15 protein-coding genes are annotated in these 17,683 nt (G+C 65.2%); 3 read left to right on the top strand and 12 right to left on the bottom strand.

Going from position 1 to position 17,683, the window contains the following annotated elements:
* Positions 1-190: 190 nt before the first annotated feature.
* The 4 genes from AC3WL2_RS25440 to AC3WL2_RS25425 all read right to left on the bottom strand — a co-directional run bounded on the left by AC3WL2_RS25440 (position 191) and on the right by AC3WL2_RS25425 (position 5,171).
* Complete coding sequence (locus AC3WL2_RS25440) at positions 191-1,900, bottom strand: ShlB/FhaC/HecB family hemolysin secretion/activation protein (protein ID WP_102685420.1); 1,710 nt, start codon at positions 1,898-1,900, stop codon at positions 191-193.
* A gap of 180 nt (positions 1,901-2,080) precedes the next feature.
* Entirely contained in the window at positions 2,081-3,499 is a 1,419-nt protein-coding gene (locus AC3WL2_RS25435; RefSeq protein WP_094012630.1) for a short-chain fatty acid transporter, read from the bottom strand.
* A gap of 281 nt (positions 3,500-3,780) precedes the next feature.
* Positions 3,781-4,437, bottom strand: a complete 657-nt coding sequence (locus tag AC3WL2_RS25430; protein WP_102685419.1) for a CoA transferase subunit B — start codon at positions 4,435-4,437, stop codon at positions 3,781-3,783.
* Between the two features lie 35 nt (positions 4,438-4,472).
* Positions 4,473-5,171, bottom strand: a complete 699-nt coding sequence (locus tag AC3WL2_RS25425) for a CoA transferase subunit A (RefSeq protein WP_102685418.1) — start codon at positions 5,169-5,171, stop codon at positions 4,473-4,475.
* A 120-nt stretch (positions 5,172-5,291) separates the two neighbouring features.
* On the opposite strand from AC3WL2_RS25425, the gene AC3WL2_RS25420 reads away from it, so the two are divergent.
* Complete coding sequence (locus AC3WL2_RS25420) at positions 5,292-6,197, top strand: LysR family transcriptional regulator (protein ID WP_102685417.1); 906 nt, start codon at positions 5,292-5,294, stop codon at positions 6,195-6,197.
* Positions 6,185-7,006, top strand: coding sequence for an aldo/keto reductase (locus AC3WL2_RS25415; RefSeq protein ID WP_102685416.1), 822 nt, complete (start codon positions 6,185-6,187; stop codon positions 7,004-7,006). Before AC3WL2_RS25420 ends, AC3WL2_RS25415 begins: the two co-directional genes overlap by 13 nt.
* Before the next feature lie 89 nt (positions 7,007-7,095).
* Here the strand turns inward: AC3WL2_RS25415 and AC3WL2_RS25410 are convergent, their stop codons facing one another.
* The 8 genes from AC3WL2_RS25410 to AC3WL2_RS25375 all read right to left on the bottom strand — a co-directional run bounded on the left by AC3WL2_RS25410 (position 7,096) and on the right by AC3WL2_RS25375 (position 16,628).
* On the bottom strand, positions 7,096-10,170 hold the full coding sequence (locus AC3WL2_RS25410) for an error-prone DNA polymerase (RefSeq protein WP_102685415.1): 3,075 nt from the start codon (positions 10,168-10,170) through the stop codon (positions 7,096-7,098).
* Complete coding sequence (locus AC3WL2_RS25405; protein ID WP_102690725.1) at positions 10,167-11,585, bottom strand: Y-family DNA polymerase; 1,419 nt, start codon at positions 11,583-11,585, stop codon at positions 10,167-10,169. The genes AC3WL2_RS25410 and AC3WL2_RS25405 overlap by 4 nt, the downstream gene beginning before the upstream one ends.
* Before the next feature lie 6 nt (positions 11,586-11,591).
* On the bottom strand, positions 11,592-12,212 hold the full coding sequence (gene imuA, locus AC3WL2_RS25400) for a translesion DNA synthesis-associated protein ImuA (RefSeq protein ID WP_102685452.1): 621 nt from the start codon (positions 12,210-12,212) through the stop codon (positions 11,592-11,594).
* Positions 12,212-12,820 (bottom strand): transcriptional repressor LexA, encoded by a 609-nt coding sequence (gene lexA, locus AC3WL2_RS25395; protein ID WP_102685457.1) that lies wholly within the window; start codon positions 12,818-12,820, stop codon positions 12,212-12,214. Before lexA ends, imuA begins: the two co-directional genes overlap by 1 nt.
* Positions 12,821-12,890: 70 nt before the next feature.
* Complete coding sequence (locus tag AC3WL2_RS25390; protein ID WP_102685453.1) at positions 12,891-14,489, bottom strand: hypothetical protein; 1,599 nt, start codon at positions 14,487-14,489, stop codon at positions 12,891-12,893.
* Between the two features lie 3 nt (positions 14,490-14,492).
* Positions 14,493-15,254, bottom strand: coding sequence for a hypothetical protein (locus AC3WL2_RS25385; protein WP_102685454.1), 762 nt, complete (start codon positions 15,252-15,254; stop codon positions 14,493-14,495).
* A 167-nt stretch (positions 15,255-15,421) separates the two neighbouring features.
* A complete protein-coding gene (locus AC3WL2_RS25380; protein ID WP_052752599.1) occupies positions 15,422-15,949 on the bottom strand; it encodes a thioesterase family protein in 528 nt (175 codons plus the stop codon).
* A gap of 268 nt (positions 15,950-16,217) precedes the next feature.
* Entirely contained in the window at positions 16,218-16,628 is a 411-nt protein-coding gene (locus AC3WL2_RS25375) for an acyl-CoA thioesterase (protein WP_102685455.1), read from the bottom strand.
* 195 nt (positions 16,629-16,823) lie between these two features.
* Between AC3WL2_RS25375 and AC3WL2_RS25370 the strand changes: the two genes are divergently transcribed.
* Complete coding sequence (locus AC3WL2_RS25370; protein WP_102685456.1) at positions 16,824-17,489, top strand: HAD family hydrolase; 666 nt, start codon at positions 16,824-16,826, stop codon at positions 17,487-17,489.
* Positions 17,490-17,683 lie beyond the last annotated feature (194 nt).

Below are 17,683 nucleotides of genomic sequence, written 5' to 3'. Positions count from 1 at the left end.
CCGCTGACCACCACGCCTTCGGCGGCCTGTGCCCACAGCGGTTGCCAGAACATGGCGTTGGCCAGCAGCAGCGCCAGACCGCGCTTGGGCAACCCGCAGAACTGCTCGCGCGGCTGAATTTTGGCCGAGCGTTGGCGGGCCAGGAAGGCAAACAGGCGGACGTCCATGTCAAATCTCGTGAATCAGGTGATCAGATGAAGAAGTCGAGGCGGAAGTAAACCGGGCGTTCCTTTTCGGTCAGCACGTCGGGGCGTTCCAGGCTGTGGGCGAAGGTCACGCTGGCAGCCATATGCTGGCCGCGGGCGAACAGCTCCAGCGAGTGGCTGCTGGCACGGCCGTGGTACTGGCCGTTGTAGCGGTCGTTGCGGATCACGCCCAGGTCGTAGCCCAGGCCCAGGCCGTACTCGGCCACCAGCGGCTGCAGCAGCGGCCAACTCACCGGGCGGGTCCAGCGCAGGTCGTTGCGCCAGTAGCCACCGCTGTCGCCGGACAGCGACTGGTCCTTCAGGCCGCGTACCGACGACAGCCCGCCAAGGCTGATGCGCTGAGGGCTGAAGAGCACGTCTTCGCTGCGCTGGCCGGTGGCCAGGCTGGTGAAGCTCAGGCGCTCGCCGAACAGTTCGAAGCCCTGCACATAGCTGACCGTGGCGCTGTACTTGCGGTAGCGCGCCACTGGTTGGCCGGGGCGCGGGTGGGCGTTGTCCTGGGCATCGAAGGCGCCGATGCCTTCCTGAGTGCCCAGGTCGATGTTGACGAAGGCATTGCCCAGGCGGCGGCCGTGGTTGATGCCGAACTGCGCCTCGCTCAGGCGGTTGCTGCTGCCCTCCAGGCGGCTGTCCTCGATGTAGTTGTTGGTGCGCAGGTGGGCCATGCCGGCATTCAGCGAGGTCTTGCTGGTGGCATCACGGTGCACCACGCGCTCGGCGCGCAGCTGGTGGTTCTGGCTGTCACCGGTCTGCTTGAAGGCAAAGCCGTTGGCCTGCGCCAGGGAGCGGTACTCGCTCTCGCTGTAGCTGTAGGTGAAGTTCCACCAGCCCCACGGCAGGTTGTAATACAGCACGCCGTTCTTCGAACCCTGGGTGTGGTCGCTGACCACGTCGTGGCCACCGCGCAGCATCAGCTGGTCAGCCAGGCCCAGCGGGCTGTCCCATTCCAGGCCGAGGTTGAGCATCTGTTCGCCGGTGCTGCGCTGGCCTTCATTGTTGCGCGACAGTGAGGCGCGCCAGGGTTTCTGCTGGGTGTTGCGCACCAGTACTTCGCTACCGCCGACGGCCTTGCCGGGGGTCAGCTCCATCTGTGCCTTGTTCGACGGCAGGCGGTTGAGCTGATCGACCATCTGCTCGACTTCGCGTAGGTTCAGGCGCTGTTCGACTTCGCCGGGGAACACCATGGCCAGTTCGCGCTCGCTCAGGCCGCTGGCCGGGTCCGGGCGCAGCCCTTCCAGGCGCCCCTCCACCACCAGCACCTGCAGGTGGCCCGAGGACAGGTCCTGTTGCGGGAGGTAGGCGCGGCTGGTGACCAGGCCACGGCCCAGGTAATGGTCGGTGATCGCCTTGAGCAAGGCATTGAGCTGGGTGACGCCCAGGCACTGGTCGATGAAAGGCTTGAGCAGGCTGTCGCGATCGGCGGCGGACAGGCTGTCGGCGCCCTTGAGCTCGATGGTGTGGATATCGAAGCAGCGGGTATCTTCGGGCCGTTGCTGCTGGGTAGGTTGCGCGCTTTCGCCGGGCAGGTTGCGCAGGTCCTCGAGGCGCCGTTGCTGCTCTTCGAGCAGGCGGTTCTGGCGCTCGCGGATCAGGTCCTGGTCACCCGGTGAAACGGCCCAGGCCAACGGGCTGCACAACGTTGCAACAAATGCGAAGCGCGCATAATTGCGCGCTGAGTGAAGACGTACCGGCATACCTGTCCCTGGTGATCAACGCAAAGTGGCGCGCATAGTAAGTGGCCAGCATATTGACGTCAATTTGCCATCAGTCAGCTTTTTCGGATATCCCGGCAGGAGGCTGCACAAGCGCCGATCCATGGCGCTTGTGGGCTCATCAGACTCCCTTCCAGGCAGGCGTCTGATGGATCTGCCTGATCAGGGCATTACAGGCGGGACATATTGCAACGTGGTGCCCAGCGCCCACAGCAACACCAACACCAGCGGCACATGCACCAGCAACTGCACAAACGAGAAGCCGATCAGGTCACGCGCCTTGAGCCCCAGCACCCCCAGCAGCGGCAGCATGTAGAACGGGTTGATCAGGTTCGGCAGCGCCTCGGCGGCGTTGTAGATCTGCACCGCCCAGCCCAGGTGGTATTGCAGGTCGTTGGCCACCAGCATCACGTACGGCGCCTCGATGATCCACTTGCCACCGCCGGACGGAATGAAGAAGCCGAGCACCGCCGAGTACACACCCATCAGCAAGGCGTAGGTGTCATGGGTGGCGATCTGGGTAAAGAACAGCGAGATATGGTGGGCCAGGGTCTGGGCGTCCGCGCCCTTGACCTGGGTGAGAATGGCGGCGATCGAGCCGTACAGCGGGAACTGGATCAGCACCCCGGTGGTGGTCGGCACTGCGCGGGCCACGGCATCGAGGAAGCTGCGCGGGCGCCAGTGCAGCAAGGCACCGAGCATGATGAACAGCAGGTTGTAGGTGTTCAGCCCGGAAATCGCGGTGATCGCCGGCTTGGTGGCGAACTCCTGGTACAGCCAGCCGGCGGCCAGGGCCACCAGCAGCAGGATCAGGATCGGGCTGTATTCCAGCCATTCACCCGGGCGCGTGCGCTGGGGCGAAGGCGGTGCGCTGAAGCTCGGGTCCACTCCACAGTCCTGCGCGCTGCGGGCGCTGTTCGGGCCAGGCGCGGTGGCATAGGCGACGATCAGCGAGACGATCACCAGCGCGGCGAGCATCACCCCGGACTGCCAGAGGAAGATGGTCTCGGTGAACGGGATCACCCCGGTGATCGACAGGATCGACGGCGGCAGGCTGGCCGGGTTGGCCTGCAACTGCGCGGCCGACGACGACAGGCCCAGCGCCCACACCGCGCCCAGGCCCAGGTAGGCGGCGGCGCCAGCGGCGCGGTAGTCCATCTTCAGGTCGGTGCGGCGCGCCAGGGCGCGCACCAGCAGGCCGCCGAACACCAGCGACAACCCCCAGTTGAGCAAGGACGCGAGCATCGAGATCAGCGCCACCCAGCACACCGCCGAGCGGCCGTTTTTCGGTAGCCGCGCCAGGCGGTCGATCAGCCGGGCGGCGGGTGGCGAGCTGGCCACCACATAGCCGCCGATGACCACGAAGGCCATCTGCATGGTGAACGGGATCAGGCTCCAGAAGCCGTCACCGAAGGCCTTGGCGGTGTCGGTGGGCTTGCCGCCCATGGCCAGGGCGCCGAGGGCCACCAGCATCACGGCCAGGGCGGCGAACACCCAGGAATCGGGGAACCAGCGTTCGGCCCAGTTGGAGCAGCGCAGGGCAAAGCGGGCGGAGCGGCTGTCTTGGATATCAGCGGCCACGATGTTTTCCTTTTTCTGATTTTTATAGGACTGAAACGGCGTCGCCCCATCGCGGGGCAAGCCCGCTCCCACGAAGGATGCGTGGTCCTTAGGCTTTGTACGAAAAGTGCCTGCGCGACGATCATGCTGCGTTGAAAACAGGCTCGGAATGCTCATTGACAACCAGTCAACTCCGCTTCCTCGCCTGTTTTCGCCTTGCCTGATCGCCGCTCGGCGACTTTTCGTACAAACCCTAGTGGGAGCGGGCCTGCCCCGCGATGGGGCGCTTGCAACGGTGCTGCTTAGAAGGTCATTTCCTGCACGTCGTCCGGCACGATCAGCTTGCCGGCAGTCTTCGCGACAATTTCCTCGACACTCACGCCCGGCGCGGTCTCGCGCAGGATGAAGGCGCCGTTGTCGATCTCCAGGTAGGCCAGGTCGGTCAGCACCTTGCGGATGCAGCCGGCACCGGTCAGCGGCAGGCTGCACTTGGGCAGCAGCTTGGACTCGCCGTCCTTGGAGGCATGGGTCATGGTGACGATGATGTTGTCGGCGCCGGCCACCAGGTCCATGGCGCCGCCCATGCCCTTGACCAGCTTGCCGGGGATCATCCACGAGGCGATGTTGCCTTCCACGTCCACCTCGAAGGCGCCGAGCACGGTGAGGTCGACATGCCCGCCACGGATCATGGCGAAGGATTGCGCCGAATCGAAGATCGACGCGCCACGGCGGGCGGTAACGGTCTGCTTGCCGGCGTTGATCATGTCGGCGTCGATGGTGGCTTCGGTGGGGAACTCGCCCATGCCCAGCAGGCCGTTCTCCGACTGCAGCATCACTTCCATGCCGTCGGGCACATAGTTGGCCACCAGGGTGGGGATGCCGATGCCGAGGTTGACGTAGTAGCCGTCCTTGAGTTCACGGGCGACGCGTTGCGCCATTTGTTCGCGGGTCAATGCCATGGTCAGGATCTCTTTGTTGTTCTTGAGGGCGGCGCTCAGGCCTTGACGGTGCGCTTTTCGATGCGCTTCTCGAAGGTGCCGACGATGACCCGGTCGACATAGATGCCCGGGGTGTGAATCTCGCTGGGCAGCAGCACGCCGGGCTCGACGATCTCTTCGACCTCGACCACGGTGATCTTGCCGGCGGTGGCGGCCAGCGGGTTGAAGTTCTGCGCGGTGTTGCGGTACACCACGTTGCCGTAGTGGTCGGCCTTCCAGCCTTTGACAATGGCGAAGTCGCCGGTGATGGACGCTTCGAGGATGTACTTGCGGCCGTTGAACTCGCGTACTTCCTTGCCTTCGGCGACCGGGGTGCCGTAGCCGGTGGCGGTGAAGAAGGCCGGGATGCCGGCGCCACCGGCGCGCATCTTCTCGGCCAGGGTGCCTTGCGGGGTGAGCTCCACTTCCAGTTCGCCGCTGAGCAGCTGGCGCTCGAACTCGGCGTTCTCGCCGACGTAGGAGGCGATCATCTTGCGGATCTGCCGGTCCTCGAGCAGCACGCCCAGGCCGAAGCCATCGACGCCGCAGTTGTTGGAGACCACGGTCAGGCCCTTGACGCCGCGGCGCTTGATTTCGGCGATGAGGTTCTCGGGGATGCCGCATAGGCCAAAGCCGCCGGCCAGCACGGTCATGTCGTCGGTCAGGCCCGCCAGGGCCTCTTCATAAGTTGCTACACGCTTGTCCAGTCCGGCCATGCTCAGTCGCCTTTTGTAGTTGTTGGAACCGTACGGTCATCTTCACTGTAGTCGACTGATTTGTTAATTTTGTTTTCGTCATCGATTGATAACTTTTCCAAAACAAAGGGCCCGCCTCTCATGAACGTCAAGCAGCTGCGTGCCTTCGTTACCGTGGCCAAGTACCAGAGCTTCGCCCAGGCCGGCGAGCACCTGCACGTGTCGCAACCGGCCTTGAGCCTGACCATCAAGGCCCTGGAGGACAACCTCGGCGGCGCCCTGCTTACCCGCACCACCCGCAGCGTCAGCCTGACCCCCGAGGGCGAGGTACTGCTGCCCCTGGCCAGGCGCCTGCTCGCCGACTGGGACGATACCGAGGAGATGCTGCGCCAGCGCTTCACCCTGCAACTGGGTCGGGTGTCGGTGGCGGCCATGCCGGCCTTCGCCGGCAACCTGCTGCCACGGTCGCTGAAGGTCTTTCGCCAACGCTACCCCAAGGTCAATGTCACCGTGCACGACGTGATCAACGAGCAGGTGCTGGAACTGGTGCGCCATCGCCGCGTCGAACTGGGCATCGGCTTCGAGCCTGATAGCAGCGAGGCGCTGCGCTTCCACCCGCTGTACATGGACCGCTTCGTCGCCGTGGTGCCGGCCGACTCGCCCCTTGCCCAGCAGCCCCAGGTGCGTTGGCAGGAGCTGCTGGCCGAGGACTTCATCGCCCTGCAGCGGCCATCGGCGGTGCGCCTGCTGCTCGAACAGCACCTGGCCGCCAACCATGGCAAGCTGGCGGTGGCCTTCGAGAGCCATCAGCTGTCGACCATCGGCCGCATGGTCGCCAGTGGCCTGGGGGTCAGCGCGGTGCCGGCCCTGTGCATCGAGCAGATGCAGGAGCTCGGCGCCCGTTGCGTGCCGCTGGTCGAACCCACCGTGGAGCGGCGCATCGGTGTGATCGCCCTGGGCGATCACAAGCTGTCCAAGGCCGCTGAGGCGCTGCTCGATGTACTGCTGACCCATACCCACCCACAGGAGGTGACATGCGTTACGTGAATCTGGCGGGCTCCCGCGTTCCGGCCATCGGCCAGGGCACCTGGTACATGGGCGAGGACCCGGGCCGCAGGGCCGCCGAGGTGGCGGCCCTGCAACAAGGCATCGACCTGGGCCTGAGCCTGATCGACACGGCGGAAATGTACGCCGAGGGCGGCGCCGAGCAGGTGGTCGGCCAGGCCATCGCCGGGCGCCGCGACCAGGTGTTCCTGGTCAGCAAGGTCTATCCGCACAATGCCAGCCGACGCGGTGTACCGGCCGCCTGCGAGCGCAGCCTCCAGCGCCTGGGCACCGACTGCATCGACCTGTACCTGCTGCACTGGCGCGGTCAGTACCCGCTGGACGAGACGGTGGAAGCCTTCGAGCGGCTGATCGAGCAGGGCAAGATTCGCCGCTGGGGCGTGTCCAATTTCGACCTCGACGACTTGCGCGAACTGGATAACAGCGCCTGCGCCACCAACCAGGTGCTGTACAACCCGGCCGAACGTGGTATCGAGTTCGACCTGCTGCCGTGGAGCCGCGAGCAGGGCTTGCCGACCATGGCCTACTGCCCGTTGGCCCAGGCCGGGCGCTTGCTGCGACACCCGGTGATGGCGCAGATCGCCGAACGCCATGGCGCCACGCCGGCACAAGTGAGCCTGGCCTGGGTCACGCGCAATGATGGGGTGATCGCGATCCCCAAGGCGGTGGATCCGCAGCATGTGCGCTTGAATGCGGCGGCGGCCGACCTGGTGCTTGCCGAAGAGGACCTGCAAGCCATCGAGCAGGCGTTCCCGGCTCCGACACGCAAGCAGCGACTGGCGATGGTCTGAGCTGCCTGCACCAGGGGCCGCGCTGCGGCCCTATCGCCGGCAAGCCGGCTCCCACACCGACCGCGCCGCCTTCAAGCCAAACGCTATTTCTAGTGAAAGTCCCGGCTGCGCACATCCAGCCCCTGCAACAGTGGGCTGATGTCTTCCAGCCGCCGGGCGATCAGGTGCCGTACCCCGCTCTCCTGCTCCAGCCGCCCGCTCACCTTGAGCAACTTCGAACCTACCAGTTCGCGCCGTTGGCGCTCGGCCAGGTCGCGCCAGACCACCACGTTGACCATGCCATGCTCGTCCTCGAGGGTGACGAAGGTCACGCCACTGGCGGTCTGCGGTCGCTGGCGCCCGACCACGATGCCGGCGACGGCGATGCTGTCGCCATGCTCGACCCCTGTCAGCTCCCTTGAACTGCGACACCCCAGCGCGCGCAAGCGTGTCCGTAGCAGGGTCAGGGGATGCGGCCCGAGGGTGGTGCCCAGGGTGCCGTAGTCGGCTGCCAGATCTTCGGCAATGCTTGGTGTAGGCAAGGCCACCGCCTGTTCAAGTGTCGATTCGACTTCGGCGAACAACGGCAGCTGCGCCTGCACCGCCGCCACCTGCCAGCGCGCCTGGTGGCGGTCGCCAGCCAGCCCGCGCAATGCCCCGGCGTCGGCCAGGCGTGCCCGGGCCCGGCCATCGAGCCCGACGCGCAGGCACAAGTCCTCGACATCCCGCCAGGGGCGTAGCGCCCTCGCCTGCTCCAGGCGCCGGGCATCGTCCTCGCTGAAGCCGCGGATCTGGCGCAGGCCCAGGCGGATGGCCAGTTCGTTCTCGCCCAGTGCCTCCAAGGTGCAATCCCACTCGCTATGGAACACATCCACCGGGCGCACTTCGATTCCCTGGCGGCGCGCCTCCTGCAGCAACTGGTCGGGGCTGTAGAAGCCCATCGGCCAGCTGTTGACCAGCGCACAGGTGAAGATCGCCGGCTCATGGCACTTGAGCCAACTGCTGGCGTAGCACAAAAGTGCAAAGCTGGCGGCGTGGGATTCAGGGAAGCCGTAACTGCCAAAACCCTTGATCTGCTCGAAGATACGCTCGGCAAAGGCCAGCTCGTAGCCATTGCGCAGCATGCCCGCGATCAGCCGCTCGCGGTGCGGTTCCAAGCCGCCATGGCGCTTCCAGGCGGCCATGCTGCGGCGCAACTGGTCGGCTTCGCCCGGGCTATAGTCGGCGGCGACCATGGCCAGCTCCATCACCTGCTCCTGGAACAGCGGCACGCCCAAGGTGCGCTCGAAGACGGCCTGCAGCTCTGCCGAAGGATAGGTGACCGGCTCCTGCTTCAACCGGCGGCGCAGGTACGGGTGAACCATGTCGCCCTGGATCGGCCCGGGGCGCACGATGGCCACCTCGATCACCAGGTCGTAGAACTTCTCCGGCTTGAGCCGGGGCAGCATGGCCATCTGCGCCCGCGACTCGATCTGGAACACGCCCATGGTCTCGGCGCGGCCGATCATGGCGTAGGTGGCCGGGTCTTCCTTGGGCAGCGTCGCCAGGGTGTACGCCTGCCCACGGTGTCGGGCGATCAGGTCGAAGCAACGGCGCAGCGCGCTGAGCATGCCCAGCGCCAGCACGTCGACCTTGAGCAGGCCGACCATGTCCAGGTCGTCCTTGTCCCACTGGATCACCGTGCGCTCGGCCATCGCCGCGTTCTCCACCGGCACCAGCTGGTCCAGCGGCTGCTCGGAGATGACGAAGCCCCCGGGGTGCTGCGACAGGTGTCGGGGAAAGCCGATCAGATCCCCCGCCAGCACCAGGATGCGCCGCAGCGACGGGCTGTGCGCATCGAACCCGGCCTCGGCCAGGCGAGCGGCATCAGGGATGCGGTCGCTCCAGCGCCCGCAGCACTTGGCCAGGGCGTCCACCTGGTCGGCCGGCAGGCCGAGCACCCGCGCCACGTCGCGCACCGCGCCGGCGGCATGGTAGCTGCTGACCACCGCGGTGAGCGCGGCACGGTGCCGGCCGTAGCGCTGGAACACGTACTGGATCACCTCTTCACGGCGCTCGTGCTCGAAATCCACGTCGATGTCCGGCGGCTCGTTGCGCTCGCGGGAAAGGAAGCGCTCGAACAGCAGGCGGTGTTCCATGGGATCGAGCTCGGTGATGCCGAGGACGAAGCACACCACCGAGTTGGCCGCCGAGCCGCGCCCCTGGCAGAGGATGCGCTGGCGGCGGGCGAAGGCGACGATGTCGTGGACGGTGAGGAAGTAACTCTCGTAGCCCAGTTCCTCGATCAGCGCCAGCTCCCGCTCCAGCACCGCGTGGACCTGGTCGCTCGGGTCCTGGGGCCAGCGCTCGGGCAACCCTCGCCGGCACAGCTCGCGCAGCCAGCTGGCCGGGGTCTGCCCCTCGGGCACCAGTTCCCGTGGGTACTGGTAGTTCAGCTGGGACAGATCAAAGGTGCAGCGCTCGGCAACCTGCAGGGTCTGCGCCAGCAGATCGTCGGGGTACAGCTCGTGCAACTGGTCGAGCGACCTCAGGTGACGCTCGCCATTGGCGAACAGAAAGCGCCCCGCCTCGGCGACCGCGCAATGTTCGCGGATGGCGGTCATGCAGTCCTGCAGCGCCCGCCGTCCTCGCACGTGCATGTGCACATCGCCGCAGGCCACCAACGGAAGATCGAGCCGCGCCCCCAGCGCGCGCAGGTGGGCCAGGCGCTGAGCGTCGTCGGCCCCGCGGTGCAGGTGCAGCGCCAGCCACAGGCGCCCGTCGAACAGGGGCTGCAGCCAGGCCCCGGCGCTGTCGTCCGGCTCGGCCACCCACAGCGCCAGCAAGCCCTGGTGATGGGTCTCGAGGTCCTCGACGAGCAACTGGTAGCTGCCCTTCTGCGAGCGCCGCCGGGCGCGGGTGATCAAGGCGCAGAGGTTTTGGTAGCCAGCAAGGTCCTGTGCCAGCAGGACCAGCTTCGGCCCCTGGTGCACCCGCACCTCGCTGCCGACGATCAACCGCACCTGATGCTGCTTTGCCGCCTGCCAGGCCCGGACGATGCCCGCCAGGGTGCATTCGTCGGTGATCGCCAGGGCCTGGTAACCCTGCTCGCGGGCGCGGCGGAACAGCTCGTCGGCACTGGAGGCACCACGCTGGAAACTGAAGTTCGACAGGCAGTGCAGCTCGGCGTAGCCGGGGGCGCTCATGCGAACCAGCCTTGCAGCCACAACGGCCCCGGCGCCGCGAGGTCGCGGAAGGCCCAGCCGCGCAGGCCATCACAGGTTTCGATGCGGTAGTAGTCGCGCCGCACATCACCACCGTCCCACCAGCCGGACTCGATGCGCTCGGCCTGCCCGAGCAGTTGCAGGCCGGTCTCGGACAGCGCCTGAGGCACCGGCAGCAACCAGCCGGGACGCCGACCGGGGGCCATCACCAAAGGGCCCTGCCCACCCTGCTCCCCCCCTTGCCAGGCGCACTCGGGGCGATGATCGGCCTCGGCGCGCAAGCCCTTGACCGCGTCATCGCCCAGCCGCGCGCGCAGGCGCTCGCGCAGCTGGTCCCAGGGCTGAGCCTGTTGCGCACGCGGGTCGAACAGCGCCTGGTGCTGGGGCACGAACGGTGGCAGGTCGGCGGCCAGCAGCCGCAGGTTGCGCACCGGCGCCGGGATGCGCAGCGGCTCAAGGCGGCCACGGGCAAGCTCGAACAAGAGCGAGGCGTCGCGCTCGGCAGCCAACAGGCCGACCTTGAGCACGGTGTCCGCGCCTTCGGCATGCTCCAGGTGCAGTTCGAAACGCTGCACGCCACAGTCACGCCCGGCGAGAAATGCCGCCAGGTCGTGAATGAGACGACGCAGGGGGAAAAGCAGGGCCTGGTGTGATTCGACGTCGAAGTTCAGCTCCAGGCGCGCCTCGAAACGGTCGGGCGGCTGGTAGAAACCCAGCCCCAGGCTGCGCAAACCAAGCAGTTGGTCCAGGTGCAACTGCACCTGGGCACTGAAGCGCCTGGCCAAGGCATCACGGGGCAGCGCCAGTACCTGCCCGAGGCGGCGCAGGCCCATGCGGATGAAGGCTTCGGCTGCCTCACTGGGCAGGCCGACACGCTCGACGGGCATGTCGAGCAAGGCAGCGCGGGTCGCCTGCGGGCAAGTCAGTGCCAGGCCATCGTGACCGTTGGCGAGCATTCTCGCCGCCACCGGGTTGCTGGCCACGACGATGCGCTGGCGCAAGCCGAGTGCCGCCAGTTCCTGGCGCAGGCGCGCCTCGAACGACGGCCACGGGCCGAACAGCTGCAGACTCGAGCCTACCTCCAGCAGCAGCGCACGGGGATAGTGCAGGCTGACCTGGGCGCTGAAACGGTAGGCCCAGGCCGCGAGCAGCTGCTGCAACTGCTCGAGACGCGCCGGCTCGACCTCGACGCAGGTGAAACCGTCGGCCAGGGCGCGGGCGGCGGTCAGGGCCTGCCCGGCGCGCAGGCCCAGCGCACTGGCCGCCGGGTTGACCGCCCGCAGCACGCGGCGCTGAGGCGGCCCGCCGAGCAGCACCAGCGGCGCCTCGGGGTCGTCACGTTCGCGCAGGACAGTGTCCAGCGCCAGCTGGGGTAACAGGATGCAGGCCCAGAGCATGGTGCATCACCCCTGCCCAGGGCAGGCGATGGGTGCGGCAGGTGGCAGGCCACCCCGGCACTTGAGCACGCGCCATTGTGCCGGGCGCAGGTCGAGGGCGATGCGCAGGGCGGCTGGCGATGGGTTCAGCGCGGCCTGCCGCGGACGACAGGCGAATGCCAGCGCGTTACCGGTTTCCGCGGCCACTTGCAAACGCCGCAGCGCCCGATCATCGGCACGCTCCGGCCAGCACAACACCGCCGCGCAACTGCCCGAGCGCAGGCACTGCTCGGCTGCCCACAGGGCATCGCCGGCCTCGGCGTCGATCTGCACCAGCCAGCGCAGGTCCACCCCGGCGGCCTGCCAGGCCGGCGCATAAGGGATGAACGGCGGCGCCACCAGCACCACCCTCTGCCCTTCCCCGCTCAGCCGGGCGAGCGTGGGCCAGAGCAACTGCAACTCACCGCAGCCGGGGCTGGCCAGCAGCAGCTCGCTGAGCGACGCCGCCGGCCAACCGCCTTCCGGCAGCCGACCATCGAGGGCGGCATGCCCGGTGGGCTGCAGGCCCTGCGGACGCGCCTGGGCCTGCCGCCCACGCCATACCTGGCGCTGATCGAGCAGCCGGTCGAGTTCGACCACCGCGCCCATCAGTCACGCCTCAGCAAGCCGCAGAACACGCCTTCGATGAAGAACTCGCGCTCGGGGCTCACGTCGATGGGGGCATAGGCCGGGTTGCGCGGCAGCAGCCGATAGCCGTCGCGGGTGCGCTGCAGGCGCTTGATGGTCACCTCGCCGTCGAGCCGGGCGACCACGATCTGCCCGTCGCGGGCCTCGCCCTGCTGGCGAATGCCGACCAGGTCGCCATCGAAGATGCCGTCGTCGACCATCGAGTCGCCGCGCACCTTGAGCAGGTAGTCGGGAGTACGCCGGAACAGGCTGGGGTCGAGCAGCACCTGCTCGTGGATATCGAGATCGGGTCCGATCGGCGCACCGGCGGCAACCTGGCCGAGCACCGGCACTTCGAGGATCTCGGGCCGACGCAACGGCTCGGCCAGGCGGATACCCCGCGCCTGGTTGGGCGTGACGTCGATGAAGCCGCCCTGGCTCAGGGCGGTGATGTGCTTGCGCGCCACGCTGCGCGAAGCGAAACCGAAGCGCTCGGCGATGTCGGCCAGCGAAGGCGGCTGGCCTTGATCGGTGATGCGCTCGCGGATGAATTCGAGGATGGCGCGGCGTTTGGGGGATAAATTGTCCATGGAGCACATTTGTACTCCTTTCTGTGAAAACTGAACAGACCCCTTCGTCGCCGGCCCTCCTCGCCCAGGCTCAGTAACGAATGGACAAGGCGATCGCCTCGTTTGGCGTCTGGTGTTTCTCCAGCAGGCCGAGCACGTCCTTCTTCAGTTGCGCCTGCTTGTCGATCAGCGGCAGGTCGCGGAACTTGTAGTCCAGGTCGGCATAGCTTTCCGACACACCGGCATTGAGGTGATTCTTGCCGAAGGTGTGCACGATGTGCTTGGACTTCCAGATGTCGTATTGGCTGAACACCTGGTCCGCTGGCAGGTGTTTGGCGACCGAGAACGGCAGTCGGGTCAGCAGGCAGTAGTTCATCTTGTACTTGTGGAACTGGTAGTGCTCCAGGGAATGGACGAACGACACGTACCAGATGTAGGTGGCGATCACTTCGATGTTGAAAGCCTTGTCATTGGCCGGGCACGGCAGGTTGACATAGCGGCACAGCTCGGCGACCCAGTTGTTGATATACGGTTCGGAACCGTCGCGCAGCAGGTCGTCGTAACTGGTCGTGACGAACTTCAGCACCGCCGCGTAGTAGTCGCGGTATTGGGCATTGAGCGCGTGCTGGCCATTGAGGTACTGGTCGAACGGGATGGCGAACTTGATCTCGAATTTCTGGGTCAGCGCCTGGTCTTCGGTGTCGCGCTTGTTGTACATGTTCAGGGCGTTTTCATAACCGACCTTGTAGAAGGTCTGCGCCGAGTAGTAGCCGATGCAGCTGTAGAGGAACTTGTCGGCGATACCGGTGGTTTCGCGCAACGACAGCGGCGATTCCTTGAACTGGTGATTGAGCATCAGGATATAGGCGGTGTGCGGATCCATCAGCTTGTGGAAGTTGGAATCCTTGGGCACGAGGTTGAACAGGAATGCCGCGCCCATTTCGGCGAAGAACAGGTGGTGGTGCAGGTGCGCGCCGAGGATGAAGAACACCATGGTGTTCGACATGAAGTACACCTTGGCCAGGTCCCAGTGCGGCTCGCCCGGGCCGACGCTGAAGCCGTCGCGCAGGGTGATGCGCATGCTGTCGGTGGCGAAGTCCTGGGCGATGGAGATGCTGGCCACGTCGAACACCGAACTGGACAGGCGGATCTCGCGGGTGAAATCACGCATGTCGAAGGTCGATACGCCATCGACCGTCTGCAGGTAGTGGGTGATCTGCGACGACATCAGGAAGACTTTCAGGTCCTCGTCGGAAATCGCCGTCGGTTGCGGGAACTGGCCCAGCGGCACTTTGTAGTAGTCGCGGTTGGCCTTGATGATCGACTGGATATAGTTGTGGTAGACCTTGTCTTTCCTCCAGCGATAGACCAGTTCGGCGGGCAGTTTCTTGGGGATGTAGCCCATGTGGTAGTCAGTGCCCGGGATCGGCGTGCTCTCCATCGAGATGGAGTCACGATTGTAGTGGCGATAGCCAAAGTAGCGAGGCAGCAGCCACTTCAGCTGGACCCACTTCCAGGCCAGGAAACTGGCGCTGAGGTTAATCGCGTACAACGACAGCAGCAACGGCACGAACTTCACGTAATACAGGCCGATGTACACATGCTTCAATGGCTCGGCCCGGGTCTTGCTCATCAACAGGATCACGGGGCTGACGGTGATGAAAAACGCCAGCAGGATAACTTCCAACATGCTTCAGACTCCTTGTTCGATCGCTTTGTTCTTTTTGCGGCTTGCGCCGTAGCTGTACAAGCAGGCGCCTGTGAAAATCACATTGACGACGCTCCAGGTGAGCGCGGCGTCGGGGCTGTACCAGGTCGTCAGGTCGAAGGCCGGCAGGTTCATCAGCGGGGTGTCGCCGGCGATGGTGCGCACGAACAGGTAGAATCCGAAGGTGTAGGCGCGGGCCTGGAAATACAGGTCGGTGCGGCGCAGGAGCAAGGCGTAGGCCACTGGCGCCAGCAACAGCGGCAGTGCATAGCCGAAGGTGGTGATCCGTGCCGAGTACAGGAAGCACAGGTTCCAGGTGGTGTACAGGTAGGGCCAGTAGGCAGGGACGCGCACCACGAAATCGTGATGACGGCCAGAGATCTCCCAGTGCTGGCGCGAGTACGGCAGACACAGGATCAGGCCCACGGCGGCGACGATGTTGAGGACGTTGCCGGTTTGCCAGTCGATCACCGAGGCTTCGATGATGTTGAGCACGATCACCACGTAGATGAGCTTGTAGATGAAACCCTCGATTTTCGGCCTGTACCTGGCATACGCCAGGAAGCACATGGGCAGCAGCACGCTGATGGTCTTGATGCGCATGAACAGGTTGGCGTTCGGCACCAGCAACGCCGGCAGCGACAGCACGAAGAAGGTCAGGCCCACCAGGCGGTAGCGCCTGAACAGCTCGGCGACCAGTAAAAAGACCGCGAAAAGAACCAGCATCAACAACAAGGTGTTCGGCATGAGGTGTTTCCCTACTCATTCATGGATCGACGTGGGGCAGGCGCGAATGCCGGGCACGGCAAAGCCTGCCGCGCGCGGCGCCAGGCCACAGGCCTGGGGCCGTGGAGCAATGGACGGACGACGTGAGTGTCAGGTGTTTGCCAAGGGGGGCCGCGACGCAGCCTGGCTCAGGCCTTGCCGAGCACGTGGGCCTCAGCCTCCAGCCATTTCCTGATGGCTTCGGGCATCGGCGCGGTAGTGGGTTCGACCTTGAGCTTTTCGGCGATCACCGCGTTGGCGACCAGCCCTTTGCGACCGACCCAGGCGCCCTTGGAATAGCCAGTCACCACCACTTCACCGGCACGGTTGAAGAAGGTGTACTGGAAGTAGGTCCAGTTCTCGTCGAGGCAGCAGATGCTGAACTCGGCGGTGTACTGCTCGAACATGGAAAGTTGCTTTTTATAGACGACCAGATTACCGCCGAGCATGGGCTTCCAGCCCAACTTGAAGGCAGGAATGAGGATTTTCGCGCGCAGGCAAAGTTCCAGCATGAACAGATCGGCAATCGTCATGTAACGGCCATTGTTCATGTGTTTATTGATGTCTATATCGTTTGGCCAGACCCGCAGCGTTCGCTGCAGCGTGTCGGTCAGGGCCATCGGCGGCTTGAAGAAACCGCGCAGAACAGCCAGCAACAGACGGATGTAGAGATTCATCCGGTTATCCCTCCCTAGGATTTTTATTATCGTTCCCTGTTCGATCGCCCGTTGTTTGTTCGAGTGATCGCAAGCGGCGCGTTGCAGGCCTGCTTGTTTAATTCCGGAGCGAGGCGAAAGCTAACAGCTTTCAGCAGGAGCAACCAGTGGCAACAGCCTCATTTAAACGGAAAACCGCAACTGAATAACCGGTCACGTTTGGACTTTATATCCAATTGATGCTGAATCGTTTGTTTGTTGATGAAATATCTATCCGTTGTGATGCGCATCAGCCTGTAGTGCTGCACAGTGCCTGGCGCAGTGCCTCGGGCAGCTCAACCGCTTGCTTGCTTTCGGGGCAGACGCACACTTGGGTCATGCTGGCCCGAAAACACACTTCGCCACCGGCCCCGAGCCCCTCTACGGCAAAACTGAACGATGTGCGGCCGAGCGGCCCACTGCTGACGTGCACGCGGATCAGGTCGTCCCAGGCCATCGGCGACAGGAACTCGATGGACAATGCCCGCGCCGGCGGCATCACGCCCATGGCGAACAGCTTGCGCAGGCCTTCGCCGCCCAGCCGGTGGGAGAGAAACTCGTGTATCGCCTCGATGACGAAGTAACCGATACGCGGCGTATAGACGATCCCAGCGGGGTCGCAATCGCCGAACAGGATCCTGCGGGTGGTGACAAAAGACATGGGGTGAGTGCTCCGTGCTGTAATGCCTGGCAGCCGATATTAACCGTTCAGGGTCTGTTGAGGCTGAGGCGTTTGCTTGGCAGCCCCACGCCTGTGAGTCTTGCGCCGAAGATGCGCAGGAACAGGCCAACTGCACTTTCCAATGCTGATGGCATAGTATGCTGCTGAATGGTTTCTCCCCTTTAAGGATGCCCGATGCTGACCGCCCTGCTGTTCGATCTCGATGGGACCCTAACCGACACCGACACCCTGCACTTGCAAGCCTTCCGCAAGCTGCTGCACGACCACGATGGCCGCGAGCTTACTCAGGAGCAGTTCAACACCCAGGTCAGCGGCCGCTCCAACGGCCTGCTGTTCGCCGAGCTGTTCCCCCATTCTGATGCCGCCCACCGCCAGGCCCTGGCCGAGCGCAAGGAGGCGTTGTTCCGCGAACTGTCGCCAACCTTGACGCCGATGCCCGGCCTGCTGCGCCTGCTGGAACATGCCGAGCGGCACGGCATCGGCATGTGCGTGGTGACCAACGCCCCGCGCCTGAACGCCGAGCACATGCTCGGGGCCCTGGGCCTTGGCGAGCGTTTCGCTCATGTCCTGGTCGCCGATGAGCTGGCACGGCCCAAGCCCGACCCCCTGCCCTACCTCACCGGGCTGCAGTACCTGCAGGCCCAGGCCGGGCAGGCGCTGGCCTTCGAGGACTCGCTGCCTGGCGTCAAGGCAGCTGTCGATGCAGGCATCTTTACCGTGGGCCTGGCCACTACCCAGCCGGCCGAACGACTGCTGGAAGCCGGAGCGCGGTTGGTGATCGAAGACTATGCCGATCCGCAGTTGTGGGACATCATCGCGCGGATGCAAGCCATGGCCTGAACGATTGGTGCCGCTGGCATTGCGCGGTAGGTCGAGTTGGTCCTGTGAGCGTTCGAGCTGTTGCCGTTGCCGATCAGGAGTCTAGCGCCTTACCCAGCTAGCGACAGCTGCGCTAGTCCAGGCGCCGCCCGTAACTTCGCGACTTCAGGAGGCCGAACGCAGGTCTTGCGGAGGGAGGTGACGGGCATGGATGC

It is taken from the genome of Pseudomonas sp. FW305-96, assembly GCF_058783825.1.
This window is presented reverse-complemented; position numbering and strand designations above follow the sequence as displayed.

Excerpts from the sequence above, each read along its gene's own strand:
- AC3WL2_RS25440 (WP_102685420.1), bottom strand. The coding sequence starts at position 1,900 with ATGCCGGTACGTCTTCACTCAGCGCGCAATTATGCGCGCTTCGCATTT.
- AC3WL2_RS25430 (WP_102685419.1), bottom strand. The coding sequence starts at position 4,437 with ATGGCATTGACCCGCGAACAAATGGCGCAACGCGTCGCCCGTGAACTC.
- AC3WL2_RS25425 (WP_102685418.1), bottom strand. The coding sequence starts at position 5,171 with ATGGCCGGACTGGACAAGCGTGTAGCAACTTATGAAGAGGCCCTGGCG.
- AC3WL2_RS25420 (WP_102685417.1), top strand. The coding sequence starts at position 5,292 with ATGAACGTCAAGCAGCTGCGTGCCTTCGTTACCGTGGCCAAGTACCAG.
- AC3WL2_RS25415 (WP_102685416.1), top strand. The coding sequence starts at position 6,185 with ATGCGTTACGTGAATCTGGCGGGCTCCCGCGTTCCGGCCATCGGCCAG.
- AC3WL2_RS25410 (WP_102685415.1), bottom strand. The coding sequence starts at position 10,170 with ATGAGCGCCCCCGGCTACGCCGAGCTGCACTGCCTGTCGAACTTCAGT.
- AC3WL2_RS25405 (WP_102690725.1), bottom strand. The coding sequence starts at position 11,585 with ATGCTCTGGGCCTGCATCCTGTTACCCCAGCTGGCGCTGGACACTGTC.
- imuA (WP_102685452.1), bottom strand. The coding sequence starts at position 12,212 with ATGGGCGCGGTGGTCGAACTCGACCGGCTGCTCGATCAGCGCCAGGTA.
- lexA (WP_102685457.1), bottom strand. The coding sequence starts at position 12,820 with ATGGACAATTTATCCCCCAAACGCCGCGCCATCCTCGAATTCATCCGC.
- AC3WL2_RS25390 (WP_102685453.1), bottom strand. The coding sequence starts at position 14,489 with ATGTTGGAAGTTATCCTGCTGGCGTTTTTCATCACCGTCAGCCCCGTG.
- AC3WL2_RS25385 (WP_102685454.1), bottom strand. The coding sequence starts at position 15,254 with ATGCCGAACACCTTGTTGTTGATGCTGGTTCTTTTCGCGGTCTTTTTA.
- AC3WL2_RS25380 (WP_052752599.1), bottom strand. The coding sequence starts at position 15,949 with ATGAATCTCTACATCCGTCTGTTGCTGGCTGTTCTGCGCGGTTTCTTC.
- AC3WL2_RS25375 (WP_102685455.1), bottom strand. The coding sequence starts at position 16,628 with ATGTCTTTTGTCACCACCCGCAGGATCCTGTTCGGCGATTGCGACCCC.
- AC3WL2_RS25370 (WP_102685456.1), top strand. The coding sequence starts at position 16,824 with ATGCTGACCGCCCTGCTGTTCGATCTCGATGGGACCCTAACCGACACC.